The organism is Sphingomonas citri (assembly GCF_019429485.1).
Classification (GTDB): Bacteria; Pseudomonadota; Alphaproteobacteria; order Sphingomonadales; family Sphingomonadaceae; genus Sphingomonas; species Sphingomonas citri.
The window spans coordinates 701,477-727,454 of sequence record NZ_JAHXZN010000001.1 but is presented as its reverse complement, the minus strand read 5'-3'; the positions used below and the strand labels follow the sequence as shown (position 1 = coordinate 727,454).

Below are 25,978 nucleotides of genomic sequence, written 5' to 3'. Positions count from 1 at the left end.
CTCTCGATGGCCGATCTCCCGCCGCCGCCGGCCCTGACGCCGGCCACACTTCCGCCCGACGCCGCCGCTCTGTCCGCGGAGGGAGACCCGCAGGTGGTGTTGCGGCGCGACCGGCTGCTCGCCGCGCTGACGCTCACCTCGGGGATCGGGCTGATGCTCGGCCTGCCGTTCGCGCTGAAATCGGGTGCCGAGTTCTTCATGCCCACCGCTGTCGCGCTGGTGGTCGCACTCGCGCTGATCCCGCTGCTCGAGTGGCTGGAGCGGCGGCGGCTGCCGTCGGCGGTGGCGGCGCTGGTCTGCGTGCTGTTGTTCCTGCTGATCGCCAACGTCGCGCTCGCCGCCATCGTCGTGCCCGCGACCGAGTTCTTCCGGTTGCTGCCGTCGCGGATCGGGCGAATCCAGGACAATCTCGCGCCGCTGCTCGATCTCTACTCGAGCCTCGAGAAATACGCCAACCGCACGCTGCGCCAGATCGCCAGCACGCCGGTGCGCCCGTCGCCCACCGCGGCGGTGGCGCCGCCCAGCTCGATCGTCGAGCTCGCCGCCACCTCGGCGCCAGCGGTGATCATCCAGGTGTTCTACGCCATCCTGGTCGCCTTCTTCTTCCTCTCGGGCTGGACCCGCACGCGCGAGCGGATGATCACCGAGCGCGCGAGCTTCGGCGGCGCGATGGCGACCGCGCGCGTGCTGCAGGAGATGGTCGACGACGTGTCCTCCTACCTGGGCACGATCACCGTCATCAACGTCGCGCTCGGCGCGATCATCGCGGGCGCACTCCACCTGCTCGGCATGCCGTTCCCACTGATGTGGGGCGGGATCGTCGCGCTGCTCAACTACATTCCCTATTTCGGGCCGGTGGTGGCGGCGCTGCTGCTCGCGGTGGGCGGGCTGATGACCTTCTCCGACGTGTGGACCGCGCTGTCGGCGCCCGCGATCATGTACGGGGCGCATCTGATCGAGGCAAACGTGGTGACGCCGCTGATCGTCGGGCACCGGCTCACCATCAACCCGGTGATGATCCTGATCTCCATCTCGTTCTGGGGCTGGGTGTGGGGGACGGTGGGCGCGCTGCTGGCGGTGCCGATCCTGATCATCGTGCAGACCATCCTGTCGGCGGCGGGACGCCCCGATATCGCGGGCTTCCTGTTCGAGCACGGCACGCTGACTCGCACCCGCGAGGGGCGCGGCGGCGTGCTCGCGCGGCGCGGTGAGAAAGACGCGGAATAGCCGTTGACAGCCCTCGGCGTGCCGCCTAGTTGGCGCGCCTCACGCTTCTGCAAGCGGGTGTAGCTCAGTTGGTTAGAGCGCCGGCCTGTCACGCCGGAGGTCGCGGGTTCGAGCCCCGTCACTCGCGCCACCCCTCGGGGAGGCCGCAGATCCAAGCATGACCGTCGAACGTCGCGGCGGGCCACTCGGCCCGGCCCGGCACGTTGCGGGTGTAGCTCAGTTGGTTAGAGCGCCGGCCTGTCACGCCGGAGGTCGCGGGTTCGAGCCCCGTCACTCGCGCCACGGTCGGTGGTGGCCATCGTCGATGTGTCGCGTACCATCATAGCATGTCGTCGGTATCCGAGCGCGCGATCGGCGCTCGGCGCGCGCGCATCCGCCACTCGCCTCACGTCATCCTGAACTCCTTTCAGGAGCCACCTTGCCGCATACTTGAAGCGTGCGGCGCTTGCGGGCCAGTGGATCCTGAAACGAGTTCAGCATGACGGCAGAAGTGAACCGTGCCGGCGGAAATTTGGCCTCACCGCCAGCGCCCGGTCTCCATCCAGCGCAGCAGCGGCTTGAGCGGCGCGATCCAGACGATGCCCGTGACCAGGTAGAAGCCGAGCTGCAGCAGCGCGGGCCAGCGCCCGATGACGCCGGAGAGCGACGCGATCGCCACGCACCACATAGCGATCAGCAGCAGGATCGCGAGCATCCCCACCGGCTTGCGCCACGACGGCGTCATCGCGCCGCCCCCGCGATCCAGCCGCGCTCGGTCACGATCGCGTCGAGCGGGGCGTCCCACGGGTCGGGGGTGATCGAGTCGAGCTGCTGCACGCTCCAGGCGATACCGATGCGGAGCGCCGCGGGATAGGCGGCGAAGGCGCGATCGTAGTGGCCCGCGCCCTGGCCGATGCGATTCAGTGCGGCGTCGAACGCGACCAACGGCGTGAGCACCAGGTCGGGCACCACCTCGGCGTGCGCACCATCGGGCTGACGCAGCCCGAACGGTCCGTCAGCGAGCTTGTGGTCAGCGTCCCAGGCGAGGAAGCGGATCGGCGTCGCGCGATCGACCACGTGCGGCAGCGCGAGCCGGCAACCCGCCGCGCGGGCCGCCGCCTCCAGTGCGGCGGGATCGGCCTCGCTGCCGATCGGCGCGTAGCTCGCCACCACCAGGCCGGTCGCGAGCAACGCGATGAACTCGCGCGGGCAGGCCAGCGCTGGCACCCCCGCGGCGACGAACGAGTCGCGGGCCGCCCGCGCGGCGGCGCGGAGCGCGCGCTTGTCGGTCATGTCGAAGGAAAAGGCGGGGTGGCGGGACCGCCATGGCCGTTGGCCGATGTATCCACTGACGCCCAGTACGTCAGGTGGGGATCATGTACGTCGGACCAGGATCCGGGCAGGGACAACCCCCATGGAAGATGAATAGCCTCAGGGATATTTATTAGCTCGTACCGGGCAGAACCCGCCGACCCCTATCTAGGACGTCGGCGGCGCCTGCTCAAGGGCCGCGGCGAGCTTCTCGAGCCGTTCCGACAGTCGATCGAGCGCGATCCCCTCGGGTGTCTCGGGCGGGGGCGCCTCGCGCGCCTCGATCAGCGCGTCGGCCACCATCAGCGCGGCGAGCAGCATCGTGCGATTGACCCCGCCCGCACCTGCGGCGCGACGCGCGTCCTCCCAGCGCTCATCGATCAGCGCGGCGGCCTGCATCAGCCGCGCCTCGCCGCCGTCACCGCAGCCCAGGTCGTAGCTCGTCTCGCCGATCCGCAGCGTCACGCGTGCCATCAGTCTTGCCCTCCGCGCGCGATGATCTCGTCGAGCGCGGCGACTGCCTCGCCCAACTTGTCACGCAGGGCCTCGTGGCGGCGCGCGAGCGTGGCGGCGGCGGCGAGGCGCTGTTCCAAGACGCGTTCGACGCGGGTGATGGCGGCATCGAGCCGGTCGATCGCTGGATTGTCCATGAGGAGAGGCGATAGGATCGCCCGCGCGCGCCGACAAGATGGCGTAGAGACGAGCGGATGCACCGCAGCGGTTGACGGCCGCGCGCCGTCCGGCGCAAAGGCACGCGCGACACCGAACTTACGCGGAGACAGGCGCATGACCAAGGTAGCGATCAACGGCTTCGGACGGATCGGGCGGCTGGTGGCGCGCGCGCTGATCGAGCGTGGCAGCGACCTCGAGCTGGTGGCGATCAACGATCTCGCCGACACCAAGTCGAACGCGTGGCTGTTCAGCCGCGACAGCGTCCACGGCAAATACGCCGGCACGGTCGAGGCCGACGGACAGGACATGGTGATCGACGGCAAGCGCATCCGCGTCACCGCCGAGCGCGATCCCGCGAACCTGCCGCACAAGGAACTGGGCGTCGACATCGTGCTGGAATGCACGGGCTTCTTCACCGATCGCGCCAGCGCGCAGAAGCATATCGACGCCGGCGCCAAGAAGGTGCTGATCTCGGCCCCCGCCAAGAACGTCGATCTGACCGTGGTCTACGGCGTCAACCACGACAAGCTCGAGGCCGGGCACACGATCGTGTCGAACGCGTCGTGCACCACCAACTGCCTCGCGCCGGTCGCGAAGGTGCTCAACGATGCGATCGGCATCGAGCGTGGCCTGATGACCACGATCCACGCCTACACCAACGACCAGAAGATCCTCGACCAGATCCACAGCGACCTACGCCGGGCGCGCGCCGCGGCGATGAACATCATCCCGACCACCACCGGCGCCGCACGCGCGGTGGGCGAGGTGCTGCCCGAGCTGAAGGGTAAGCTGGACGGTTCGGCGATCCGCGTGCCCGTGCCCGACGGCAGCCTCGTCGACCTCACCTTCACGCCGAAGCGCGACACCAGCAAGGAAGAGGTCAATCAGCTGCTCAAGGCCGCGGCCGAGGGCGCGATGCAGGGCGTGCTGCACTATTCGGACGAGCCGCTCGTCTCGATCGACATCGTCCACACGCCCTATTCGTCGACGGTCGACAGCCTCGAGACCGCGGTGATCGACGGCAAGCTGGTGCGTGTGGTCAGCTGGTACGACAATGAGTGGGGCTTCTCCAATCGCATGGTCGACACCGCGACGGCGATGGCGAAGCTCGGCTGAGGTCGGGCGGGCGTGACGGGCGTGCTGCTCGGCATCGCGCGCCACGCCCGCTCGCGCGCGCCGGTCGAGACGGTCGCGCGCGTTGAGGTGTCGCTCGCGCGCGGGGTGCACGGCGATTTTCGCGGTGCGATGCGCGGCAAGCCGTACAAGCGCCAGGTCACGCTGATCGAGCGCGGCGACTGGGAGGCGGCGATGCGGCTGGTCGGTCACACGATCGACTGGACCGAGCGGCGCGCCAACCTGCTGGTCGACGCGCTCGACCTGCCGCAGCGCGCGGGCGTGGTGCTCCGCATCGGCGCCGACGTGCTGCTCGAGATCACGCGCGAGTGCGACCCGTGCGAGCGGATGGAAGCGCTCGCCTCCGGCCTCAAACAGGCGATGACGCCCGACTGGCGCGGTGGCGCCTGCGCGATGGTGATACAAGGCGGCACGATCGCCGTCGGTGACAGGATCAGGATCGAGGATTCATGGCCAAGTCTTTTCGAACGCTCGATGATATCGGCGACGTCGCCGGCAAGCGGGTCCTCGTCCGCGAGGACCTGAACGTCCCCTTCAAGGACGGCCAGGTCACCGACGACACGCGGCTGCGCGCCACCGTCGCGACCGTCGCCGAGCTCGCCGACAAGGGCGCGATCGTGCTCGTGCTGGCGCATTTCGGCCGCCCGAAGGGGCAGCCCGCGCCCGAGTTCTCGCTCGCGCAGATCACCCGGCCGTATGAGAACGTGCTGGGCCGCCCGGTGCGCTTCGTCGACTGGGCGGGCGCCGCCGAGGCGGTCGCCACGCTCCAGCCCGGCGACGTTTCGGTGCTGGAGAACACGCGCTTCTTCGCCGGCGAGGAGAAGAACGACCGCGAGACGATCGACCGCATTGCCGCGCTCGGCGACCTCTACGTCAACGACGCTTTCTCCGCCGCGCACCGCGCCCACGCCTCCACCGCGGGGCTGGCGCAGGTGCTTCCGGCCTATGCCGGGCGCGCGATGGAGGCCGAGCTCGACGCGCTCGAGAAGGCGCTCGGCGCTTCCGAGCATCCGGTCGCGGCGGTGGTCGGCGGCGCCAAGGTCTCGACCAAGCTCGACGTGCTCAAGCACCTCGTCGGCAAGGTGGATCACCTCATCATCGGCGGCGGCATGGCCAACACCTTCCTCGCCGCGCGCGGCGTGAACGTGGGCAAGAGCCTGTGCGAGCACGATCTCACCGGCACCGCCGAGGAGATCCTCGAGGCCGCGGACCGCGCCGGCTGCACCGTGCACCTGCCCTATGACGTGGTGGTGGCGAAGGAATTCCGCGCCAACCCGCCGGTGCGCACCGTCAATGTCCACGAGGTCGCCGCCGACGAGATGATCCTCGACGTCGGCCCCGCCGCGGTCGAGGCGCTGGGTGACGTGCTCAAGACCTGCCGCACGCTCGTGTGGAATGGCCCGCTCGGCGCGTTCGAGACGCCACCGTTCGATGCCGCGACGGTAGCGCTGGCGCGCACCGCGGCAGCGCTGACCAAGGAGGGCAGCCTGGTCTCGGTCGCGGGCGGCGGCGACACGGTCGCGGCGCTCAACCAGGCCGGCGTGGCGGAGCAGTTCAGCTTCGTCTCGACCGCGGGCGGCGCCTTCCTGGAGTGGATGGAAGGCCGCGAGCTGCCGGGCGTGGCCGCGCTTCAGCGCTGAGCGTAGCGGGCGCTTTTAGACGAGGCTTGAACGGGCTCAGTCCCACCTCAGCGCGAATGGGATCGCCCGGTCGTTCGTGCTGAGGTGGCGCTGAGCTTGTCGAAGTACCGTATCGAGGCACCTGATAGTGTCACCCCGCCGGCCGCGTCGCGATCAGCGCGTTGGACACCATCGTCAGCACCGCCGCGTCGTGCTGGTTGAAGGCGGTCAGCCGGCTCTTGTAGATCCCCATCTCGGGCCGCGAGCGCGACACGCGCTTCTCCAGCACCTCGGTCTCGCATCGCAGCGTATCGCCCGGGAAGACCGGGGTGAGCCAGCGCAGCTCGTCGATGCCGGGCGATCCTAGCCCCGCCTGCTCGACTGCGCGGAGCTGCTCCACCAGCATCGCCATCACCATCGCGCAACTGTGCCAGCCGCTCGCCGAGAGCCGACCGAAATGGGTCGCCGCCGCGGCCTCGTCGGAGAGGTGGAACGGCTGGGGGTCGTATTTGCGCGCGAACTCGATCACCTCGTCGCGGGTCACGGCATAATGGCCGAAGCGCGCGACGGCGCCGACCGCGATGTCCTCGAAATACTGCATCGCGCCGCTCTCCTCTCGCGTGCCACTTCGCCATGATCGTCGCGGCGGATCAAGCGGCGCGGCGCTCAGCGCCGCAGCACGCGACGGAACGGCGCGTCGTCGCCGTCCAGCGCGGCGCCCTCGGGCAGGCCGAGCAGGTCTCGCAGCAGCGGCGCCACGTCGGTGTTGTCGAAGGTCGGCAGCCGCTGGCCCGCCGCGAACGAAGGTCCGTTCGCGATGAACAGCGCGCGCATGTCCGGCGAGTCGTTGTCATAGCCGTGCGCGCCACGGTGCGTGGCCTCGTCGCTCGCGTTCTTGGCGAGGATCCAGCCGCCTGCGGCGCCGTCCTCGGCCAGGCAGAGGAAGGCGGGCACGCGCGCGTTGCGGCCGTAGCGGAAGCGCGGCGGCAGCGCTCCCTTGCGCCAGCAGGTCATATGCGGGTGCGGGCGCAGCAGCGCCTCTGCCACCGCGGCATCGCGTCCCGGCAGCGGCGCGAAGGTCGCGTAGGGGCCGCTCTCGATCACCCGCGCGTCGGTCGCCGGGACGATCGAGTCGATCGCGATGCGTCGTTCGGGCGCGATCGGCGCCATGCCATGGTCGGAGACGATCACGATATTGGCGGACTGGCCGGAGGCGGCGAGCCCGTCGATCAGTCGGCCGATACCCGCGTCCGCCGCGGCCACCGCCGCCAGGGTCCGCTGGTCAGCGGGGCCGTATTCGTGTCCGGCGGTGTCGACCTCGTCGAAGTAGAGCGTGACGAAGCGCGGCCGAGTGGCGGCCGGACGCCGCAGCCAGTCGAGCACCGCGTCGACTCGCTGCCGGTCGCTCACCGCCTCGTTATATTGCTGCCAGTCGTGCGGGCGCGCGCCGACATCAGCGTGCGGGTGGGCGGGATCGCGCGTGCCGCCCCAGGCGACGTTGGAGCCCGGCCAGAACATCGTCGCGCTCGCGATGCCGGCGCGCTCGGCGGTGACCCACAGCGGTTCGGCGGCGTTCCACCAGAAGGGATCGTCGGTCGCCATGGTGAAGGTCTCGCCCGGCCTAGCCTCGTCCTCCATCCGGTTGGCGACGATCCCGTGCCGGTCCGGCACCAGGCCAGTGACGAGCGTCCAATGGTTGGGGAAGGTCTTGGACGGGAAGGAAGGCCTCATCGCCGCGCTCACTCCACCCGCCGCGAGCGCCGACAGCCGTGGCGTGACGCCGCGCTGCAGATAATCGGGGCGAAAGCCGTCGATCGAGACGAGGATCGTCACCGGGGCAGGGCGGCTCGCCTCCGCCACGGTCGTCGCCGCACCCGCCGGAGCGGCGCGGGACGAGTCAGGCGCGGTCACGAGTGGCAGGGCCGGCGGGGTATAGGGGTAGGCGCAGCCGCCGAGGGTGAGGAGCGCGGTGGCGAGGAGCGGGCGTAGCGTCATGCCGGGCGCTTACGCCGCTGCGATGACGGCGAAAAGTCTAGCGGCGACGGAGGTCGCCGCCGCCAGACGATAGGCTTAGGCGGCTACAGACCGACCGCGAACTTGGCGAACATCGTCCAGCTCACCGGCGAGTCGCCATAGGCGGCGTCGAGCGCCGCCGGCTTGGCATAGGCCGCGACCGTGCCGCCGAGCGCGACCCCGAGCGGCCCGACGATCGGCAACCGATAGGCATAACCCGCCTCCGCCTTGGTGACGCGGAAGCGACGATCGTGGAGCGGGTCGTCGTGGTCGGGGAAGAGTTCGTCGTTGGCGACATTCTCCACCCGAGCGAACACCGCGTGGCGCGGCGTCAGCTCGTAGGTGGCCTCGACGAGGAAGGCGTCGAGCACGTCACCGGGCTGGCGGTCCTTGCGCGACCAGGCCAGCGTCGTCGCCAGCCCGGCGCGCGCGTAGCTCATGCTCGCGGTGGTGCGGTCCTCGTCCTCGCCGGGGTGGAGCGCCTCGGGCTCCTTGAGCCGCCCATGGCTGACCTGCAGCGCGATATAGGGCGAGGGCGTCCACGTCCCGCGCACGCTCCACGAGTCGAGTCGGATCGGATCGAAGCCCCAGCGCCGCTCGTCGGGCTCGCGCCCCTTGAACCACGAGCCTTCCAGCTGGACCTTGGGCGCGGAGACGCCCGCGGTAAGCACGCCGTAGGTGATGTGGGTCGAGTCGAACCAATGGTGCGTGATCGGCGACATCGGCAGGTAGCGCGCCGAGCCGCGGTGCATGAAGGCGCTCGGGCCCAGCGCGGGCTCGCCGACCGGCGCGGCGTAGACGAACAGGCTGGTGTCGCCGCCGAGCCGATAGTCGACGCGCGCGGCCATCTCCATGAAGAGGTCGTGCGGGTGCTGGCGATCGACGAGCGCGCGACCGTTCGCGGTCTCGCCGGTGGCGAAGAGATTGGGATAGCCGCGCGCGCCCATCGCGGGCTCCAGGCTGCCCATGCCGCGGAGTTGAAGGTGCACGCGATCGCTCAGGTCGTTGTCGGCCATCACCATCGCCATCGACTGGACATAGGCGCCGTCGCCACCGCGGCGCCCGCCCTGATCGGTCGCCATCGCCCAGGCATAGCCGTGCGTCATCAGCATCCAGTCGCCGGCGTGGAGCATCGCGCCGCGCATCGGTCCCTCGCCGGCGGGGTTACGCGACGTGCCGCTGCCGGGCGTGTACCAGCCGGCGGCGGTGCCCATCGTCATGCCGCTCATGGCAGCACCCACGGGCGCATGAGCCAGAGCATCGTCGGACGCGTCGCGCCACGCGGCCGACGCAGTGACCGCCGGCATGGCGTGGTTCATGCCGGCGTGTTCGTGGGCCGTCGGCGCGGCGTCCTGCGCCACGGCGGCATGACCCATCGCGCCGTGGTCCATCGGGCCGCCGTCGCTTGAGGCCGGGCGAGGCGCGGTCGCGGGCGTTGGTACGGCGACGGGCGGATGGTGCTGCGCCGACGCGAGCGTCGGGCACAAGGCAGCGGCCGCGGCTGCGGCACGCAGGGTGTGGCGGAACATCAATTTTCTCCGATTGCAGACGTGACGGTCCGGGGCGCGACGCCCCGGTAAGTCACGCCGCGCGCGGAGGTGGGGAGAGCGGCACCAGCAGCGCGCCGGCGGTCATGCTCGTGCGCATCGGCGGTCGCTGTCGCTCGGCCGGTCGCCAAGGCGATACGACCACGCCGCCCGCGAGATCGAGCGGTGGGACGCAGCCGAGGCAGTCGTGCGCGACCGCCGTGCCGGGGGCGGCGGGCCGATGCTCGTGATGCTGCATCGGGGCCGTCACCGTGGTGGAGGTCTCGTGGCACGCCGGCACGGCGCCCGCGGGAAGCGCGAGCAGTAGCGCGAGGAGGGAGACGAACAGCCGAAGCATCGCCCTGGCCTTAACCGGTCGCATGCGCTCGCGCCAGCCGGCGGGAACGTGCGGCGCGCTGGCGCTTTGTCGCACCATGCGCGCGCTTCCTCTCCTGCTTCTCCTCTCGCTGGCGGCCTGCGGTAGCGGCGGTAAGGACGGTGACGGCAACCAGGCCGCGCCCGCGCCCAGCCCGACCGGCCCCGCACCCAAGACGCCGGTGATGCAGATCACGCCCGCGCCCGGCAACGAGGCGGAGTGGATGGAGCCGCGTGACGCACCCGGCGCCCCGACCAGCGCGCCTTACGCCAACCTGCTCGATCAGCCGGTCGTGAAGGGCCCGCCCGCCAAATAGCGGTACGCGACGATCAGCACGAAGAGGGCGAACCCTGCCTGGATCGGGACCGCCGCGGCGAAAGCATCGTAGCCGAGCGCGCCAGGCATAGCCGTTCACCGCCACATCCGCCGTCATCAGCGCGCTCGCCGCCACCAGGCCGACGCGCCGGCGGCACGCGAGCAGCACCATGACCGTCAGGTCGGGCGGCAGCAGCGCGTTCCAGAACAGCCGGAACGCCGGCGGCCCAAATCGGTAGGGCCACCAGCCATAACTCAGGAAGTCGGCGGCGTGGAAGGCCGCGCCGATCGCGAGACCGAGCGCTACCAACGCCACCGACCGCGGCGGCCTCACACGTTGAAGCGGAACAGCATCACGTCGCCGTCATGGACGACATATTCCTTGCCCTCCTGGCGCAGCTTGCCCGCGTCGCGCGCGCCGGCCTCGCCGCCGCACGCGACATAATCGTCGAACGCGATCGTCTCGGCGCGAATGAAGCCGCGCTCGAAGTCGGAGTGGATCGCGCCGGCCGCCTGCGGCGCCTTCGAGCCCGCCTCGATCGTCCAGGCGCGCGCCTCCTTCGGTCCCACGGTGAAGAAGGTGAGCAGGTGAAGCAATTCGTAGCCGGCGCGGATCACGCGCGCGAGCCCGGTCTCCTCCAGCCCCAGCTCGGACAGGAACTCGCCGCGCTCGTCGGCGGGCATGGTCGCGATCTCAGCCTCGATCGCGGCGGAGACCACCACCGCCTGGGCACCCTCCGCCGCGGCCTTGGCGAAGACGCGCGCGGAATAATCGTTGCCCGCCGACGCATGCTCCTCGTTGACGTTGCAGACGTACAGCACCGGCTTGGCGGTGAGCAGCTGCGCCTGGTCGAGCACGCGCGCCTCCTCGGCGTCGTTGGCCTCGGTCAGTCGTGCGGGCTTGCCGTCGCGCAGCAGGTCGAGCGCGCGGCCGAGCACGACCGCGGCGAGCTTGGCCTCCTTGTCGCCCTGCTGGCCCTTCTTGGCGAGATTGGGGACTCGCTTCTCGAGGCTCTCCAGGTCGGAGAGCATCAGCTCGGTCTCGACCGTCTCGGCGTCGGCAATCGGGTCGACCCGATTGTCGACGTGCTGGATGTCGTCATTCTCGAAGCAGCGCAGCACGTGAACGATCGCGTCCACCTCGCGGATATTGCCGAGGAACTGGTTGCCCAGACCCTCGCCCTTGCTGGCACCGCGCACCAGCCCGGCGATGTCGACGAAGCCGAGCTGGGTCTCGATCACCTTGGCCGACTTGGCGATCTCGGCCAGCTTGGCGAGCCGCGTATCGGGCACGCCGACGTTGCCGACGTTCGGCTCGATCGTGCAGAACGGATAATTGGCGGCCTGCGCCGCGGCCGTCTCGGTCAGCGCGTTGAAGAGGGTAGACTTGCCGACGTTGGGCAGGCCCACGATGCCGCAGCGGAAACCCATGGGAAGAACCTGTATGATGGGGAAAGCGCGCCAGATAGGCGAGGGGCGCGCCGCTGGCTAGGCCATGCTTTCCCCGACGCCGCGCAGCCTCTAACAGGAGCGCATGAGCGACGAGATCAGCGTGGTGGCGGCGCGCCCCCTACGCCGCGACGCGCAGGCGCGCCGCGACGCGCTGATCGCGGCGGCGCGGCTGTGCTTCGCGCGGGCGGGTTATTTCGTGCCGCTAGAAGATATCGCCGATGCCGCCGGCGTCGGGCGCGGGACCTTCTACCGCAACTTCAAGGATCGCATGGCGCTCGCGCTGGCGGTCTTCGAGCAGGAGATCGAGCGGATGCGGGCGCGGCTCGACCCCGCGCTGCCGCTCGACGAGGCGCTGACCCAGGTCGTCCTGGACGGGGCCGAGACCGCGACGCTGTTCGCCAGGCTCGCGCTCGACATGCCCCGCGACGGTGCCGACCGCGCTGCCTTCGACGGGTTGCGGCAGCGGCTCGAGCGGCTGTTCGAGCCGATCGCCGAGCGCGCCCACCGCGACGGCACACTCGCGCCCGAGCTCGGCGCACGCGACCTAGTGCTGGCGATGCGGATGCTGAGCGGGCTGCTGCTCAAGCACAATAATGCGGCAGAGCGACGCCAGCAGATCGACGATGCGCTGCGGCTGCTGCTGGCGGGATTGCGGCCTCGGTCAATATCAAGGTCTTAAAAGTATTCGCTCTCATGAAAGTCCGGCCTTTGTCGGTGGAGGTACGGCATCGTTGCGTCATATTGGTGAATCTGGCGGAGCCGGGCCTCTCCCGCACGGCGTTGTTCTTCTATATAGTCGTACAGCTACGGAGTGCCTCGCGCGACATTGTTTGATCCTGATGTTCGTCGGCTAGGCTCCGCTGTATAGTCAACCCGGCCGCGGTCGGGAGCAGATCGGGGAGCGACCATGAGCATCGTGACAGCAGTGAGTGCGGCGCGACCCGCGCAACATGTTCCGGAATATGTTGATTCTGTGGCGTTCGCGTTCGCGCGCGGTGAGTGGGGGCGAGCGTCCTACGCGACGTTGCTAGAGTCCCATTCGCGCCCGTCGCGGTTGGCTGCCAGCGGTATGGCGTCGACCGAGAGTCCGCTGACCTCGCACGATGACGGCGCCGCCAAGCGGCGGATCCAGGTGATGGAGGAGGTCGCGGCACGTCTAGCGAGACTCGCCGGATCGCATCGTGGCGAACTCGCCGCGCGTGCGTTGGCGACGCTGCGCCAGAAGCTGGCGTTGCTGAAAATGCAGGCGCTCGCGGCGATCACCCGGGGGGATCGCCGCGCAGCCTTGATCTTGGCCGAGGAACTCGAAGATGTGGCGCGAGCGATCATCGCCGCCGAGCGCGACTACGCGACTCTCTCGATCAGCGCCGAGGCTGCCGGCCCGGTGCCCATCCTGGGGCCGCAGACCCCCTCGCGGAAGGATTCGCCTCCGGTCGCCGGTGAAGCCGCGCTCGAGGCGACGGCGCCCGCCAGACCGGCGGTGTTCGATGGGCTGACGTCGGTGGCGGAGGAGATCTCGCGCGCGGCAACTGGCCCTCGGGATGCCAAAGACACCGCCGATCTTCGGGAACTCAAGACCGCGCTGACGAAGCGATCCTCGCCGCTCCTGCCGCTGTTCGACACGAGCGACGGCCCCGACGCGGTCGCGAACGAAGCCGCCAATCTGATCCGGTCGCTGCGGCGCGCGGCGTCTCGACCGGCGCGGCGAAAGGGACAGGTAGCCGGCGTCGGCGCACGTATCGATGCTAGCGCGATCGCCGCGTCGCTCGGTACCGCCGGGCTGCTGAGCATGGCGCAGGCCAGCTTCGCCTGACGAACGACAGCGGCGTCGCGCGATCCACGCGGCGCCGTTGTCGCAGCCCAACGAGCTCTTGCTCAGGGCTCGATCAGCTACCTTTTATTGTGGGCGGTGCCGCTGGGTGTCGTCGCTATCCTCGGGTGACCGCTCGTTAGCGGGCGAGTTGAGCCCTTGTGGCTCGCTCCAGCCGAGACCCAGGCTCTTCTGCACCGTGATATAGCTGTCGGTCAGCTGTGCCTTGGCCTGCGCCACCGCGATGGCGGCGGAAAGGCGCTGGCGCTCGACGTCGAGCTGATCGATGACGTTGCTCGTCCCCGCCGCGACGCGCTGGCTGTTGAGCGTCGCCGCTCGCGCGGCCGACTGTTCGGCGCGGAGCAGCTGCGCATATTGCAGCCGCGTGTTGCCGAAGCGCGAGAGGCTGGTCTCGGCATCCTGCAGCGCCTCGAGCACGCGCTCGCGATACTGCGCGGCGGCGACGTCGCGTTGCGCCTCGGACTGGTCGATCGCGGCGCGGGTGCGGCCGAAGTCGAGGAAGGACCAGCTCAGCATCGGTGCGACCAGCGCGGTCAGCTTGTTGGGATCGACCACGTCGCCGATGTTGGTGCCGCCGAGCCCGAAGATGCCGAGGAAGCTCAGCGATGGAAACAGCTTGGCGGTGTTGACGCCGATCTGCGCGTTGCTGGCGGCGAGCGCGCGCTCGGCCGAGCGGATATCGGGCCGGTGCGCGATCAACGCCGCGGGATCGCCGATCGGCACCTCCGCGGGCGGCAGCGGTACGGGCATGGCGGTCGTCAGCGTCTGGTCGAGCGCGCCGGGGGTCCGGCCGGTCAGCACCGCGAGCTGGTCGAGATATTGTGCCACCTGCGCGCCGAGCGGGATCCGCTGCGCGTCGGTGCTCTCGAGCTGGTTCTGCAGCCGTTCGACCTGGAGCTGCGACGCCGCGCCGGCGGCGTAGCGCTGCTGGGTGAGCTCGAGCTGACGCTGCTGCAACCGGCTCGACTCGGCGTTGAGTCGCACCCGCTCCTGCACGTCGCGCAGGCCGACATAGGCCTGCGCCACCTGGGCCGAGAGGCTCACCTGCGCGTCGGCCAGATCGGCGAAACGCTCCTCCACCGTCGCGCGCGCGCCCTCGATGCCGCGACGGCGCGCCCCGAACAGGTCGGGCTCCCACGAGGCGGTGCCGCCGAGATTGTAGAAGTCGACCGCGCTGCTGTCCGAGCCGCTCGACGAGGCCTCGCCGCCGGCGTCCCCACTGCCGCCGCTGCCGCTGCCGAGCGCGGTGCCGGGCAGCCGCGCGTGGAGGTAGGTCGCGCTCGGGCTGATGCTCGGCAGCTGGTTGGCGCGCTGGGTGCGCAGCCGCGCGCCGGCCTCGCGGATGCGTGCCTGCGCCGCATCGATCGTCGGGCTGTGCGCGAGTGCGTCGTCGACCAGCGCGGTCAGCGTGGCGTCGCCGAGTCCCGCCCACCAGCGCGCCACGCCCGGCCCGGGACGTAGCGCCGGGTCGGCGGCGCGGACGAAGCTGCCGCGCTGCACCGCGTCCGCCGCGGTCGCGGGCGGGCCGTGATAGTCGGGGCCGACGGTACAGGCGCCGACCAGGGCCAGCGGGAGCAGCGCGAGAGCGGGCAGGGGAGCGTGTCGCATCAATGTGTCGCCGCCGGAGGGGCGCCCTTGGGTAGCGGGCGGAGGAACAGCACCAGCGGCAGCACCGCGAGCGTGCCCATGCCCATGATCCAGAAAATGTCGTTATAGGTCATCACCAGCGCCTGTCCCTGGATCTGCTGGCCGAGGGCGCGCAATGCGGTCGACCGGCCGCCCAGCGACTGCGCGGTGCCGTTGATATAGTCCTGCACCACCACCGAGTTGGCGTTGAGCGTCTCTTCGATGCGGCGGCTGTGGAACCAGCTGCGCTGGTCCTGGATCACCGAGATGCCCGCCAGCGCGAAGCTGCCGCCGAGGTTGCGCGCCGAGTTGAACAGCCCGGAAGCGTCACCCGCCTCCACCGGCGGCACCGAGCGCACCGCCGCCTGGCTGAGGAACAGCATGGCGAGGATCTGGCCGACGCCGCGCAGCAGCTGCGACTCGACGAAGTCGGCACCGACCGCGTCGATCGTCAACGTCGAATCGAGCAGCGCCGACGTCCCCATGATCATCAGTCCGGCGCCCACCGCGATGCGCACGTCGACGTGCCGCAGCAGGATCGGCACGATCGCCATCATGAAGAAGCTGGGGATGCCCGAGAGCAGCACCACCTTGCCCGATTGCAGCGCATTATAGTCCGCGATCGCGGCGAGGAACTGCGGGATGGCGTAGGAGGTGCCGTACAGCACCACGCCCACCACCATGCCCATCAGCGCGACCGAGCCGAACTGACGGTCGAGCAGCAGCCGCAGCTTGATGATCGGCCGTCGCGCCAGGAACTGCCCCGCCATCAGCAGCGCGAAGCCGAGCAGCGACGTGGCGGCCATGTAGCGGATCAGCTCGGACGAGAACCATTGCTCGCGCTGCCCTTCCTCGAGGAAGACGGTGAGTCCGCCCAGACCGAGCGCCAGGCCGAGGATGCCGAGCCAGTCGGCCTCGCCGATCAGGTGGAGCTGCGCCTTCTCGTGCTTCAAGCCGACGAGCAGCAGCACCACCAGGATCGCGCAGATCGGCAGGTTGATGAAGAAGGCATAATGCCAGCTGATGTTCTCGGTCAGCCAGCCGCCCACCAGCGGCCCGAGCACGGGGCCGAGGATCGCGGTCATGCCGAAGGCGGAGATCCCGATCGGCTGCTGCTCGCGCGGCAGGCGCTGCGCGATGATGGTCTGCGCGGTGGGGATCATCGCGCCGCCGGTGAAACCCTGGCCGATGCGGCCGACGATCATCTGCGGCAGCGTGTCGGCGGTGCCGCACAGCACCGAGAAGATCGTGAAGAGGGTCGCCGCGACCAGCAGGAAGGTGCGCAAGCCCAACAGTCGCGTGAGCCAGGCCGACATCGGGATGATGACGATCTCGGCGACCAGATAAGCGGTCGCCACCCAGGCGCCCTCGGTGCCGCTCGCGCCGATCTCGCCCTGGATCGTGGGCAGCGCCGAGTTGACGATCGAGATGTCGAGCGTCGCCATGAAGGCGCCGAGCGTCCCCGCCGCGACCGCCAGCCAAGCCGCGAGGTCGGCGCGCTGCGGTGTGGCCTGCGCCGGCGTTGGGGTACCGCCGCGCCGCGGCGCGGCCGCACTCGCCACCTCAGCGCTCCCGCTGGTTGAGCTGCCGCTGGCGATCGCGCAGCCGGTCGATCTCGTCCTTGGCCGAAATCGTGTCGACCGTCGCGGTCACCGACAGGCCGGGGACGAGCAGGCGCCGCACCTCGGGGGTGGCTTCCAGTTCGATCCGCACCGGCACGCGCTGCGTGATCTTGGTGAAATTGCCCGTCGCATTCTGCGGCGGCAGCAGCGAGAATTGCGCCCCCGTGCCCGGCGAGAAGCTGGCGACGCGGCCCTTCAGCGTGATGCCGTCGAGTGCGTCGACCTTGATCTCGACGGGCTGACCCGGCCGCATCAGCGCCAGCTGCGTTTCCTTGAAATTGGCGGTGACGTAGAGCCGATCGAGCGGCACCAGCGACATGAGGCGCGTGCCGGTCTGCGCATACTGACCCACTTCCACCGTCTTGTCGCCGACGCGGCCGTTGATCGCGGCGCGGATCAGCGTGGCGCCGACGTTGACGTTGGCCGAGGCGAGCTGCGCGCGCGCCGCCTGTGCCTGCGCCAGGCCCTGTCTGATCTGGGTCCCGTAGGACGCGACGCGGCGGCGCTGCATCTCCACCGCGGCCGCCTGGGCGCGCGCTTGGTCGGCGGACTGGCGCGCAGCGAGCTCGAGCGAGGCGAGCTGCTCGCGGCTCTCTGCGCCCGACGCGGCAAGGGGGCGGTAGCGCCGCACTTCGGCAGCGTCGTGCGCGGCACGTGCCTGAGCGGCGGTCAGCTGCGCCTGCGCCTGGTCGATCGCGGCATATTGTTCCTCGACCTGCGCGCGGGCGCTGTCGGCCTGCGCGTTGGCGACCGCGATCTGCGCGTTGGCCTGCGCCGCCTGGGCGCGCGAGTCGCGCGGGTCGATGCGGACGAGCGGCTGGCCGACGCGCACGTCCTGATTGTCCTGCACGAACACCTCAGCGACATAGCCGGCGACGCGCGGCGCGACGACGACCATGTCGGCGCGCACCTGGGCGTCGTTGGTGTCCTGCAGATACTTTCCATGGCTCTCGTAGCGCAGGTACCAGATCGCGATCCCCGCTAGCGCGCCGAGCGCCAGCGCGATCAGGATAGTCTTAGCACGACCGCTCAGCTTGCGCTTGGCGGGGGCCGACTGGTCCACGTCCTTGTCGTCGGCTTCCTCTGCAGGCGTGTCGTTCTGGTGCGCAGCCTGTTCCGCCATGTCGTCTCGTCCAGCAGCAGCAGACCGCCCGCGGAGAGCCTCCGCGGGCGGTCTGCGAGTCGTTGTAAGCGGACAATATGTCCGGTTGTGCTCCGTGGCAAGGGGATGCGGTCGCGACGTAACGTCGCGGTGGGAGAAAGGTGGCGCGACGTCCGAGTTCCTCCCCGGCACTGAGAGGGGGACCATGCGCAGCATGGTGGAGGGGGTTCACCGCAAGCGCTGCGCTGCGTGGAGAATCCCCTCCAGCACCAGCCCGCGGCCGGCGGTTCCCTTCTCCGCAAGCGGGGAGGATTTCAGGGGCGGCTCACGCCTGCCCTAAGGCGTCATCCGGATCGGCGCGATTCGGCCGTCGCGCAGGTAGCGGATCGTCTCGATCGCGACCTGGCGCTCGCCGCGATAGGGGCCGTCGCCGCTGACATGCTCCCAGCGATGATAGGCGATCTTCCAGCGCCCGTCCGCCGGATCGCGGAAGAAGCTGTGATGTCCCGGCCCCTTGTAGCGCGAGTCACTGGCGAGCAGCCGCCCGCGATAGGTCCAGGGACCGGCCACGCTCGGCGCGGTCTCATAGTGGACCGAATAGTCGCCGCGATCGTAGCGGCCGTGGCTGTACGAGAGGTAATAAGTACCATCCCGCTCGTGCAGATAGGCGCCCTCGGTGAAGTCGGGTGGCTGGGTCACCGGCAGCTCGCGCGCGATCGAGACTCGGTCGGACGCGAGCTCGAACATGCGCAGGCGCGCGCCCGCGCTGCCGCCCGCGAGCAGATAGGTGCGACCGTCGTGCGGGTCGGCGAACACCGCCGGATCGATCGCCTCGAACCCCGCGCCGCCGGTGAGCAGCGGACGACCCGAGTCGACGAAGGGGCCGTCTGGACTAACGGCGGTCGCGACGCCGATGCGGCTCGGCGTCGGGTTCTGCGGCCCGATCGAATAATAGAGGTAGTAGCGTCCGTTCGTCGCCAGCATGTCGGGCGCCCAGAGGAAGTGGCGCGGCGCGCCGTCGGGCGCCCAGCGGATATCGGCGAGCGCGATCAGCGGCGGCCCGGCGCGCCAGCGGCCGCGCTCGCGCACCCAGCCACGCAGCGTGTCGCCTCGACCGGTCGGCAGCAGGCGCACGGTATCATGCTCGACCAGCACCGCCGGGTCAGCCCCCGCGAACAGCGGATTGTGCGCCGGCGTCGCGCAGCCGGCGAGCAGCGCGACGGCGAGCGCGAGCGACGCGCCACGCCTCACCGCTGCGCGCCGTTGGCCTCGGTCGTCAGCTGCTTGATCAGCGCCACTTCGGCCGGGCGATAGGGCGTGCCGTCGGCGCGCAGCACCTCGTGGAACCAGACCGTCGGCTCCTCATAGGTGTAGGGCTTCTTCCAACTGTCCCACGGCATGCGCGTCTGCGTCTTGCCGTCGACGAAGCCCCAGTTGAACATCGCGACCTTCAGCTTCTTGCCGAGCGGCAGCGAGCCGTCGAAGGTGGAGCCGTTGCCGCGCGCCATATACTCGCTGCACAAGACGGGGCGGCCGTAGCTCGCCATCTGGCGCGCACGCTTCTCCCACTGCTCGGGCCAATTATAATCGTGGAAGCTCATCACGTCGGACTGCGCGACCTGGATCTTCTCGACCGCGTCGAGCGTGTCCTGTCGATCCCAGGTCTCGCCGGTCCACAGGCCGCTGGTGAGCGGCTGGGTCGGATCGACGCTGCGCGCCCAATCGAACACTTGGCCGAGCAGCCCGGCGACCAGCTCGGTCTTGCGCGGGGTGGGCTTGTAGTTGCCGCCGCCCGCGTTGTTGGGCTCGTTCCACACGTCCCAGGCGACGACGCGCTTGTCGCGCGCGAAGGTGCCGACGACGTCCTTCACATAGGCCTCGAACTTGCCGTACTGGCTGGCGTCCGCGAGCCGCGCCGCGCCGGGCGCCTGCATCCACCCGGAATTGTGCACGCCCGGGATCGGGGGGCGCTGCGGGCCCGCGACCGGGTCCGGGTCCCAGCAGCTGTCGAACAGCACGAACATGACGCGGATGTGATGCCGCTCGGCGATGTCGAGGAACTGCTTCATGCGTCGCTTCAGCCCGGCGGCGTCATTCTCCCACAACATGTTGTGGAGATAGACGCGCATGACGTTCATCCCCATCGCCTGCGCCCAGCCGAGCTCCTGATCGATCTGCCGCGGGTTGAACGTGTCCGCTTGCCACATCTCGAACTGGTTGATCGCGGAGCGGTTGGTGAAATTGGCACCGACCAGCCACGGCTGACCGCCGTACCAACGGTTCGCCTCGTCCTTCGACCACATCGCGCGCGCGTCGGCAGGCAGCGCCCCCGCCAACCCGGTCAGGGCACCGACGGCTGCGGTGCCGGCGAGCAGCAGGTGGCGGATCATCTCATCTCCTCTCGTATTTTGTTGCGCAGGAATAAGGCTTTGCATGGTTGATCCGCAATCTAGCCGAGCGCGGGGGTAGAGAAAAGCGGTATAATCATATCAAAGCCTTGCTGGTGATTGATCGTCGATCGCTCCGTTCCGGGTCGCGCCACCACAAGCATGATTAATCTTCTCGATACGGATCAGGTCGGCTAGTGTCGCGCGTTGGGCCGATCGGTGCCCGCGTCAGCTACGGGGCTCCGCCAGTGCAGCATGAACTCGGTCGCAACCTGACCTACGGCCTGCAGGAGGTGCTCGGGCGCGCGATCGTGGTCGGCGACTATGCCGACCGACCCTTTCCCAACGAGGCGGAGATCGTCAAGGCTCACGGCGTCAGTCGCTCGGTCACGCGCGAGGCGGTCAAGATGCTCGCGGCCAAGGGCCTCCTCGGCGCGCGCCCGAAGCAAGGCACGTTCGTCCGCCCGCAGGACGCGTGGAACCTGTTCGATCCCGACGTGCTGCGCTGGCTGCTCGAGCGCAAGCTCTCGATCGAGCTGCTGCGCCAGTTCAATGAGCTGCGCATCGCGATGGAGCCCGAGGGCGCCGCGCTGGCGGCACAGCGCGCCACGGCCGAGCAGCAGGCGGCGATCAGCGCCGGGCTGGAGCGGATGCGCGCCGCCGAGCGGGGGGAAGACGACACGCTCGACGCCGATCTCGCTTTCCACGTCGCGGTGTTGCGCGCCTCGAACAACCCGTTCTTCACGCGGCTGCGCGACATCGTCGAGACCGCGCTGCGCACCTCGATCCGCTTCACCAACCGGATATCGGGGCGATCGGCGAGCATTGCCGAACATACCGCGGTGCGCGACGCTATCCTGGCGCGCGACGCCGAGGCGGCGCGGGCGGCGATGCGCGTCCTCATCGTGAACGTGCTCACGCTGATCGACCAGGTCGAGGCCAAGGAGCGCGAGGTCGCCGCGGCGCGCTGAGCCGCGTGGCTCAGCGGCGCGCGAGCCGCGCCAGATCGTCGGGCGTGTTGACGTTGGCCAGCGTCACGCCGGGACACGCCGCGATCACACCAGCGGTCGCCGCCCATCGCCGGATCGAGCGCTCGCCGCCGGCAGCAAGATGTGTCGCGAGCGGCTCGGCCAGCGTCACCGGCCAGTAACCCACCGTGGGCGCTTCCGCGGCGTGCGCAGCCCCGCCGGAGCGGAGCGCGGTGATGAGCGACTCGGGTAGCGCAGGCGTGTCGCAGGCGGTGGTCAGCACCGCGTCGAAGCCGTTCGCCGCGGCGTACGCCAGCGCACCCGCGATGCCGCCGAGCGGGCCGAGGCCCGGGTGCGGCCGATCCGGGACCACGGGCACGGGTGCCGACACGCGCCCGACCACCACCAGCGCGGCGACGTGCGGTGCCAGGCTCGCCAATGCGTGGTCGAGCAGCGCGGTGCCGTCGAGTGACGCGAGCGCTTTGTCACTGCCGAACCGGCGCGCTTGGCCGCCGGCGAGGACGGCACCGAGGATCCTGATCATGCCACCCTTGTCGCGTCCCAGAGCCGCGAGGGAAAGCGTGTTCGATCCGTTGACCATGGGAGAGTTCCCGCGCACCGATGTCGAGTAGTGGCCTGTATTTGAAATAGTTCTCGTGAAGTCGTGCGCGGTCGGATGGCCCGTTCTGGCGAGAATGGCGCCGGACGGATTGGCTTACCGCGGCGCCGGTTGTTAGGCGGGTCACGGGATCAACGGCGGGGTGGCGTCTTTTGTCGGAGAACGGCTCGTGGCGTGCGATCGAAGCATGGTCGCGACAGACTTTCGTCGACCGCGAGTTGTTCCTCCGCTCCGATGGGCGCGTCCGCTTCATCCGGATCACGCGGCGGACGCAGCTGCGGGCCCTTGCCGCGGGCGCGCTGGTGCTGCTGATCTGGGGCGGCGGCACGCTCACCGCGGTGGTTTGGAGCCTGCGTGCGCCCGCGCTCGATCCGAGCGTGTCGCGCGTCGCGGTCGTGGCGCCTCCGCCCGCCGTCGTTCACCCGAGTGCGGCGCCACCCGCCGCCGCGCCGCGTGACACGGCGGCGATCCGCGAGCTGCTCCGGCGCCAGCGGCTGATCGAGCAGCTCGTCGCCTCCAAGCTGGGGCAACCGGTGGTCCACCACGGGTTGGAGCGGCCGGTGCGCGAGGGTGATGACACGCTGGGGGCGCTCGATGCGGCGCAGCAGGGGTTCGCGCGCGGGCTCGGCAAGACGTTCGACGCCGACCGCGAGCGACGCACCGCGGCGCTGCACCGGCTCGGGCTCGACGCCGAGCGCCTCGCCGCGCGGGGCCGGCGGGCGGAGGGAGGGCCGCTCATCCCCTGGCCCGACGACGGCACCGCCGTGCCCGCCGCGCTGGAGGCGCTCGCGACCTCGGTGGTGCACTGGGCCGCGGTCGGGCAGGGGGCCGCCTCGGTGCCGTCCGGTCGTCCCACGCGCGAGTCGAGCCAGACCAGCAGCTTCGGGGTACGCGCCGACCCCTTCAACGGCCGCCCGACCTTCCATGCCGGACTCGACTTCCGCGGCCGCTACGGCGAGCCGATCTATGCCGCGGCGGCGGGTCGGGTCAGCTTCGTCGGCGAGCGCGCTGGCTACGGCCGGCTTGTCGAGATCGATCACGGCGACGGCATCGCCTCGCGCTACGGCCATCTCTCCGGCGCCGACGTCACGCAGGGTGAGCAGGTGGCGCGCGGCCAGCGCATCGCGCGCATGGGTTCGACCGGCCGGTCGACCGGCACCCACGTCCATTTCGAGGTGCGCCTCCACGGGACGGCGGTGAACCCGCAGCCGTTCCTCGCCTTCGGCGACACGAAAGGAAGATGATCATGTCGATGTTCGGCAGCCGGCACGCACCGCCCCCTCCTCCGGCGCCGCCCACGCGTGCCGCCGCGCTGGTGCCGCCCGCGCCCGCGACCGGCGCGAAGCACACGCCCTTCTCGCTGATCGGCGGCGACGTCGTGGTGACGGGCAACGTCTCGGCGACGGTGGACATCCACATCGACGGTCGGATCGACGGCGATCTGGAGTGCGCCGCGCTGGTGCAAGGCGCGGAGAGCGTGATCTGCGGCAACATCGTCGCGAAGTCAGCGCGCATCGCCGGCCAGGTCGAGGGCAGCATCAACGCCGACAATCTCGTGATCGAGCGTAGCGCGCGCATCTTCGGCGACTGTCGCTACGGCACGCTGGCGGTCGAGAACGGTGCGCAGGTCGAGGGACGCTTCTCGGCGCAGAGCACGATCGTGGTGCCGCCCGAGCTCGCCGCGCCGGAAGAGGATTATGTCGAGGAGATCGAGGAGGAGGAACGCTACCTCGACTGAGCGTGCCGGTGCCCGGTCCATCGGCTTGAGGACGATCCGATCGAACGTGCTGATCAACGCACGGCGCGATCGACGCCTCCGCCGGCATCCCGGATTCGGTCCGAATCCTGGTCTCCGTGAGAAGTCTGGCGTGTGCGGCAGCATGGGTCCCGGGTCCAGCCCGGGACGACAACACAGAGTTGGGCGCGACCTCAGCACGAGCCGCCAAGGGCGTAGCTGCTTGGCGGCCGGTCAGGAGCGCCGGGCACTACCGGCGGGCCGGCTGCCCGCCGCGGCGCCGTGCGACGCTAGGCGCCGAAGACGCGCGCGAAGATCGCGTCGACGTGCTTGAGGTGGTAGCCAAGGTCGAACTTGTCATCGATCTCGTCCGCCGACAGCGCCGCGGTCACCTCGGCGTCGCTTTTGAGCAGTTCCTGGAGCGAGAGCGCGCCATCCGACTCCCACACCTTCATCGCATTGCGCTGCACCAGCCGATAGGCGTCCTCGCGGCTCACGCCCGCCTGGGTCAGCGCCAGCAGCACGCGCTGCGAGTGGACCAGGCCGCCCATGCGGTCGAGATTCTTCTGCATCCGCTCGGGATAGACGAGCAATTTGTCGATCACGCCGGTGAGCCGCGCCAGCGCGAAGTCGAGCGTTATCGTCGCGTCCGGCCCGATATAGCGCTCCACCGACGAGTGCGAGATGTCGCGCTCGTGCCACAGCGCCACATTCTCCAGCGCGGGGGTGACATAGCCGCGGACCATACGCGCCAGCCCGGTCAGATTCTCGGTCAGCACCGGGTTGCGCTTGTGCGGCATCGCCGACGAACCCTTCTGCCCCGGCGAGAAATATTCCTCCGCCTCGAGCACCTCGGTGCGCTGCAGGTGACGCACCTCGGTGGCGACGCGCTCGATCGAGCCGGCGATCACGCCCAGCGTCGCGAAGAACATGGCGTGACGGTCGCGCGGGATCACCTGCGTCGACACCGGCTCGACCGCGAGGCCGAGCGCGGCGGCGACATGCTCCTCCACGCGCGGGTCGACGTTGGCGAAGGTGCCGACCGCGCCCGAGATCGCGCAGGTGGCGATATCCGCGCGCGCCGCGATCAGCCGCGTCTTGCACCGGTCAAACTCGGCATAGGCCTGCGCCAGCTTGAGCCCGAAGGTGACCGGCTCGGCGTGGATGCCGTGGCTGCGCCCGATCGTCGGCGTCAGCTTATGCTCGCGCGCGCGGCGTTCGATCACCTCCAGCAGCCGGTCGAGATCGGCGAGCAGCAGGTCGGCGGCGCGCGCGAGCTGCACCGCCAGCGTGGTGTCGAGCACGTCGGACGAGGTCATGCCCTGGTGCATGAAGCGCGCCTCGTCGCCGACCTGCTCGGCGACCCAGGTGAGGAAGGCGATCACGTCGTGCTTGGTCACGGCCTCGATCGCGTCGATCGCGGCGACGTCGATCGCGGGCTTGGTCGCCCACCACGCCCAGAGCGCGTCCGCGGCGCTCTGCGGCACGACGCCGAGCTCGGCGAGCTTCTCGGTGGCGTGCGCCTCGATCTCGAACCAGATCGCGTAGCGCGCCTCGGGCGTCCAGATCGCGGTCATCTCGGGGCGGGAATAGCGGGGGATCATGCGCGCGGTCCTGGAGCGAGGCGGGAAGATGCGCGGGCGGGTAGCAGCGTGCGGCGTGAGGGGCAAATGGCGCGGCGACCGCTCAGATCAGCCCCTTCGCGCGCAGGCTCAGCTGCCCCGATCCCGCGACGATGACATGGTCGTGGACCAAGATACCGAGCGGTCGCGCGGCGGCGACGATCGCGCGCGTGATGTCGATGTCGGCGCGGCTCGGCGACGGATCGCCCGAGGGATGGTTGTGGACGAGGATCAGCGCCGCGGCGCCGGTGTCGAGCGCGCGCTTGATCACCTCGCGCACGTGCACCGCCGCCTGGTCGATCGTGCCCTGTGCCATCACTTCGTCGCGCATGATCATGTTGCGCGTATTCAGATGGAGCACACGGAACCGTTCGATGGTGTCGTGCGCCATATCGGCATGAAGATAGTCCGCCAGCGCCTGCCAATTCGACAGGATCGGCGCGGCGGTGGCGCGCTCACGCAGCAGGCGGATCGCGGTAGCACGCGCGATGCGCAGTGCGGCGACACTCACTTCGCCGAGGCCCTCCACCCGCGTCAGCGCCATCGCATCCGCGTCCATCAGGGCGTTCAGGCTGCCGAAGCGACGCAGCAGATCCTTGGCGATCGGCTTGGTGTCGACCCTCCGGAGCGTGAGGCCGAGCAGATACTCGATCAACTCATAATCGTGCAGCCCGTCGGGATCGAGGAGCAACCGCTCGCGCAGCCGCTTGCGGTGACCCTGGACGTCGCTCGCGGCGATCTCTTCGTCGACCATCGCGGGTCGCCTAGGCGAGCGCGGGATCGTGTGCAATTGCGCGCGGTGGACGCGGCGGCCTATGCTGGCGATCGAATGACGCGTGACG

27 protein-coding genes and 2 tRNA genes are annotated in these 25,978 nt (G+C 70.0%); 12 read left to right on the top strand and 17 right to left on the bottom strand.

Translation table 11 applies throughout. The annotated features are described in order from the left end of the window. Window positions 1–6: 6 nt before the first annotated feature. The 3 genes from KZ820_RS03575 to KZ820_RS03565 all read left to right on the top strand — a co-directional run bounded on the left by KZ820_RS03575 (window position 7) and on the right by KZ820_RS03565 (window position 1,509). The gene (locus KZ820_RS03575; protein ID WP_219747284.1) at window positions 7–1,227 is read left to right on the top strand and encodes an AI-2E family transporter; all 1,221 of its coding nucleotides are present in this window, start codon (window positions 7–9) and stop codon (window positions 1,225–1,227) included. A gap of 53 nt (window positions 1,228–1,280) precedes the next feature. Continuing rightward, a tRNA-Asp gene (locus KZ820_RS03570) sits at window positions 1,281–1,357 on the top strand. A 75-nt stretch (window positions 1,358–1,432) separates the two neighbouring features. Then, a tRNA-Asp gene (locus KZ820_RS03565) sits at window positions 1,433–1,509 on the top strand. Window positions 1,510–1,744: 235 nt separating this feature from the next. On the opposite strand, the gene KZ820_RS03560 is transcribed toward KZ820_RS03565, so the two are convergent. The 4 genes from KZ820_RS03560 to KZ820_RS03545 form a co-directional block, all read right to left on the bottom strand. Next, a complete protein-coding gene (locus KZ820_RS03560; protein WP_219747283.1) occupies window positions 1,745–1,951 on the bottom strand; it encodes a DUF2842 domain-containing protein in 207 nt (68 codons plus the stop codon). Continuing rightward, entirely contained in the window at window positions 1,948–2,499 is a 552-nt protein-coding gene (locus KZ820_RS03555; RefSeq protein ID WP_219747282.1) for a 5-formyltetrahydrofolate cyclo-ligase, read from the bottom strand. Before KZ820_RS03555 ends, KZ820_RS03560 begins: the two co-directional genes overlap by 4 nt. A gap of 186 nt (window positions 2,500–2,685) precedes the next feature. Further along, entirely contained in the window at window positions 2,686–2,991 is a 306-nt protein-coding gene (locus KZ820_RS03550) for a cell division protein ZapA (protein ID WP_132909244.1), read from the bottom strand. Continuing rightward, window positions 2,991–3,311, bottom strand: a complete 321-nt coding sequence (locus tag KZ820_RS03545; protein ID WP_219748174.1) for a hypothetical protein — start codon at window positions 3,309–3,311, stop codon at window positions 2,991–2,993. The genes KZ820_RS03550 and KZ820_RS03545 overlap by 1 nt, the downstream gene beginning before the upstream one ends. Here KZ820_RS03545 and gap point away from each other — a divergent pair. Genes gap through KZ820_RS03530 form a run of 3 tightly spaced genes read left to right on the top strand, consistent with a single transcriptional unit; the run spans window position 3,304 to window position 5,963 of the window. Beyond that, window positions 3,304–4,305 (top strand): type I glyceraldehyde-3-phosphate dehydrogenase, encoded by a 1,002-nt coding sequence (gene gap, locus KZ820_RS03540; protein ID WP_219747281.1) that lies wholly within the window; start codon window positions 3,304–3,306, stop codon window positions 4,303–4,305. The genes KZ820_RS03545 and gap overlap by 8 nt on opposite strands. Before the next feature lie 12 nt (window positions 4,306–4,317). After that, a complete protein-coding gene (locus tag KZ820_RS03535; protein ID WP_219747280.1) occupies window positions 4,318–4,848 on the top strand; it encodes an MOSC domain-containing protein in 531 nt (176 codons plus the stop codon). Next, window positions 4,773–5,963 carry a phosphoglycerate kinase gene (locus KZ820_RS03530; protein WP_219747279.1) on the top strand — a complete coding sequence of 397 codons (1,191 nt, stop codon included), beginning with the start codon at window positions 4,773–4,775 and terminating at the stop codon, window positions 5,961–5,963. Before KZ820_RS03535 ends, KZ820_RS03530 begins: the two co-directional genes overlap by 76 nt. 130 nt (window positions 5,964–6,093) lie before the next feature. Here KZ820_RS03530 and KZ820_RS03525 read toward each other — a convergent pair whose 3' ends face one another. The 4 genes from KZ820_RS03525 to KZ820_RS03510 all read right to left on the bottom strand — a co-directional run bounded on the left by KZ820_RS03525 (window position 6,094) and on the right by KZ820_RS03510 (window position 9,917). Next, window positions 6,094–6,543, bottom strand: a complete 450-nt coding sequence (locus tag KZ820_RS03525; protein WP_219747278.1) for a MaoC family dehydratase — start codon at window positions 6,541–6,543, stop codon at window positions 6,094–6,096. A gap of 65 nt (window positions 6,544–6,608) precedes the next feature. Continuing rightward, window positions 6,609–7,937 (bottom strand): alkaline phosphatase family protein, encoded by a 1,329-nt coding sequence (locus tag KZ820_RS03520; protein WP_219747277.1) that lies wholly within the window; start codon window positions 7,935–7,937, stop codon window positions 6,609–6,611. 83 nt (window positions 7,938–8,020) lie between these two features. Beyond that, window positions 8,021–9,484, bottom strand: a complete 1,464-nt coding sequence (locus KZ820_RS03515; protein ID WP_219747276.1) for a hypothetical protein — start codon at window positions 9,482–9,484, stop codon at window positions 8,021–8,023. A gap of 52 nt (window positions 9,485–9,536) precedes the next feature. Continuing rightward, window positions 9,537–9,917, bottom strand: a complete 381-nt coding sequence (locus KZ820_RS03510; RefSeq protein ID WP_219747275.1) for a hypothetical protein — start codon at window positions 9,915–9,917, stop codon at window positions 9,537–9,539. Between KZ820_RS03510 and KZ820_RS03505 the strand changes: the two genes are divergently transcribed. After that, entirely contained in the window at window positions 9,916–10,173 is a 258-nt protein-coding gene (locus tag KZ820_RS03505; protein WP_219747274.1) for a hypothetical protein, read from the top strand. The genes KZ820_RS03510 and KZ820_RS03505 overlap by 2 nt on opposite strands. Before the next feature lie 329 nt (window positions 10,174–10,502). Here the strand turns inward: KZ820_RS03505 and ychF are convergent, their stop codons facing one another. Next, window positions 10,503–11,603, bottom strand: a complete 1,101-nt coding sequence (gene ychF / locus KZ820_RS03500) for a redox-regulated ATPase YchF (protein ID WP_219747273.1) — start codon at window positions 11,601–11,603, stop codon at window positions 10,503–10,505. A gap of 103 nt (window positions 11,604–11,706) precedes the next feature. Here ychF and KZ820_RS03495 point away from each other — a divergent pair, with 103 nt between their 5' ends. Continuing rightward, window positions 11,707–12,303: a TetR/AcrR family transcriptional regulator gene (locus KZ820_RS03495; RefSeq protein ID WP_219747272.1), complete on the top strand. Its 597-nt coding sequence runs from the start codon at window positions 11,707–11,709 to the stop codon at window positions 12,301–12,303. Window positions 12,304–12,693: 390 nt separating this feature from the next. Next, window positions 12,694–13,437 (top strand): hypothetical protein, encoded by a 744-nt coding sequence (locus tag KZ820_RS03490; protein ID WP_219747271.1) that lies wholly within the window; start codon window positions 12,694–12,696, stop codon window positions 13,435–13,437. Window positions 13,438–13,521: 84 nt separating this feature from the next. On the opposite strand, the gene KZ820_RS03485 is transcribed toward KZ820_RS03490, so the two are convergent. The 5 genes from KZ820_RS03485 to KZ820_RS03465 form a co-directional block, all read right to left on the bottom strand. Then, a complete protein-coding gene (locus KZ820_RS03485) occupies window positions 13,522–15,063 on the bottom strand; it encodes an efflux transporter outer membrane subunit (RefSeq protein ID WP_219747270.1) in 1,542 nt (513 codons plus the stop codon). Then, on the bottom strand, window positions 15,063–16,643 hold the full coding sequence (locus KZ820_RS03480; protein ID WP_219747269.1) for an MDR family MFS transporter: 1,581 nt from the start codon (window positions 16,641–16,643) through the stop codon (window positions 15,063–15,065). The genes KZ820_RS03485 and KZ820_RS03480 overlap by 1 nt, the downstream gene beginning before the upstream one ends. A gap of 1 nt (window position 16,644) precedes the next feature. After that, the gene (locus tag KZ820_RS03475; RefSeq protein WP_219747268.1) at window positions 16,645–17,826 is read right to left on the bottom strand and encodes an HlyD family secretion protein; all 1,182 of its coding nucleotides are present in this window, start codon (window positions 17,824–17,826) and stop codon (window positions 16,645–16,647) included. A 315-nt stretch (window positions 17,827–18,141) separates the two neighbouring features. Then, window positions 18,142–19,056 (bottom strand): family 43 glycosylhydrolase, encoded by a 915-nt coding sequence (locus KZ820_RS03470; RefSeq protein ID WP_219747267.1) that lies wholly within the window; start codon window positions 19,054–19,056, stop codon window positions 18,142–18,144. Beyond that, window positions 19,053–20,195, bottom strand: a complete 1,143-nt coding sequence (locus KZ820_RS03465) for a cellulase family glycosylhydrolase (protein WP_219747266.1) — start codon at window positions 20,193–20,195, stop codon at window positions 19,053–19,055. Before KZ820_RS03465 ends, KZ820_RS03470 begins: the two co-directional genes overlap by 4 nt. Window positions 20,196–20,440: 245 nt before the next feature. Between KZ820_RS03465 and KZ820_RS03460 the strand changes: the two genes are divergently transcribed. Further along, window positions 20,441–21,163: a FadR/GntR family transcriptional regulator gene (locus KZ820_RS03460; RefSeq protein WP_308462112.1), complete on the top strand. Its 723-nt coding sequence runs from the start codon at window positions 20,441–20,443 to the stop codon at window positions 21,161–21,163. A gap of 10 nt (window positions 21,164–21,173) precedes the next feature. On the opposite strand, the gene mobA is transcribed toward KZ820_RS03460, so the two are convergent. Further along, a complete protein-coding gene (gene mobA / locus KZ820_RS03455) occupies window positions 21,174–21,704 on the bottom strand; it encodes a molybdenum cofactor guanylyltransferase (RefSeq protein WP_219747265.1) in 531 nt (176 codons plus the stop codon). Window positions 21,705–21,997: 293 nt separating this feature from the next. Between mobA and KZ820_RS03450 the strand changes: the two genes are divergently transcribed. Then, window positions 21,998–23,023, top strand: a complete 1,026-nt coding sequence (locus KZ820_RS03450; RefSeq protein ID WP_219747264.1) for a M23 family metallopeptidase — start codon at window positions 21,998–22,000, stop codon at window positions 23,021–23,023. Between the two features lie 2 nt (window positions 23,024–23,025). Further along, entirely contained in the window at window positions 23,026–23,517 is a 492-nt protein-coding gene (locus tag KZ820_RS03445; protein ID WP_258047716.1) for a bactofilin family protein, read from the top strand. A 287-nt stretch (window positions 23,518–23,804) separates the two neighbouring features. Here the strand turns inward: KZ820_RS03445 and purB are convergent, their stop codons facing one another. Then, window positions 23,805–25,118, bottom strand: a complete 1,314-nt coding sequence (gene purB, locus KZ820_RS03440; RefSeq protein ID WP_219747263.1) for an adenylosuccinate lyase — start codon at window positions 25,116–25,118, stop codon at window positions 23,805–23,807. An 82-nt stretch (window positions 25,119–25,200) separates the two neighbouring features. Beyond that, window positions 25,201–25,890, bottom strand: coding sequence for a RadC family protein (gene radC, locus KZ820_RS03435; protein WP_219747262.1), 690 nt, complete (start codon window positions 25,888–25,890; stop codon window positions 25,201–25,203). Window positions 25,891–25,978 lie beyond the last annotated feature (88 nt).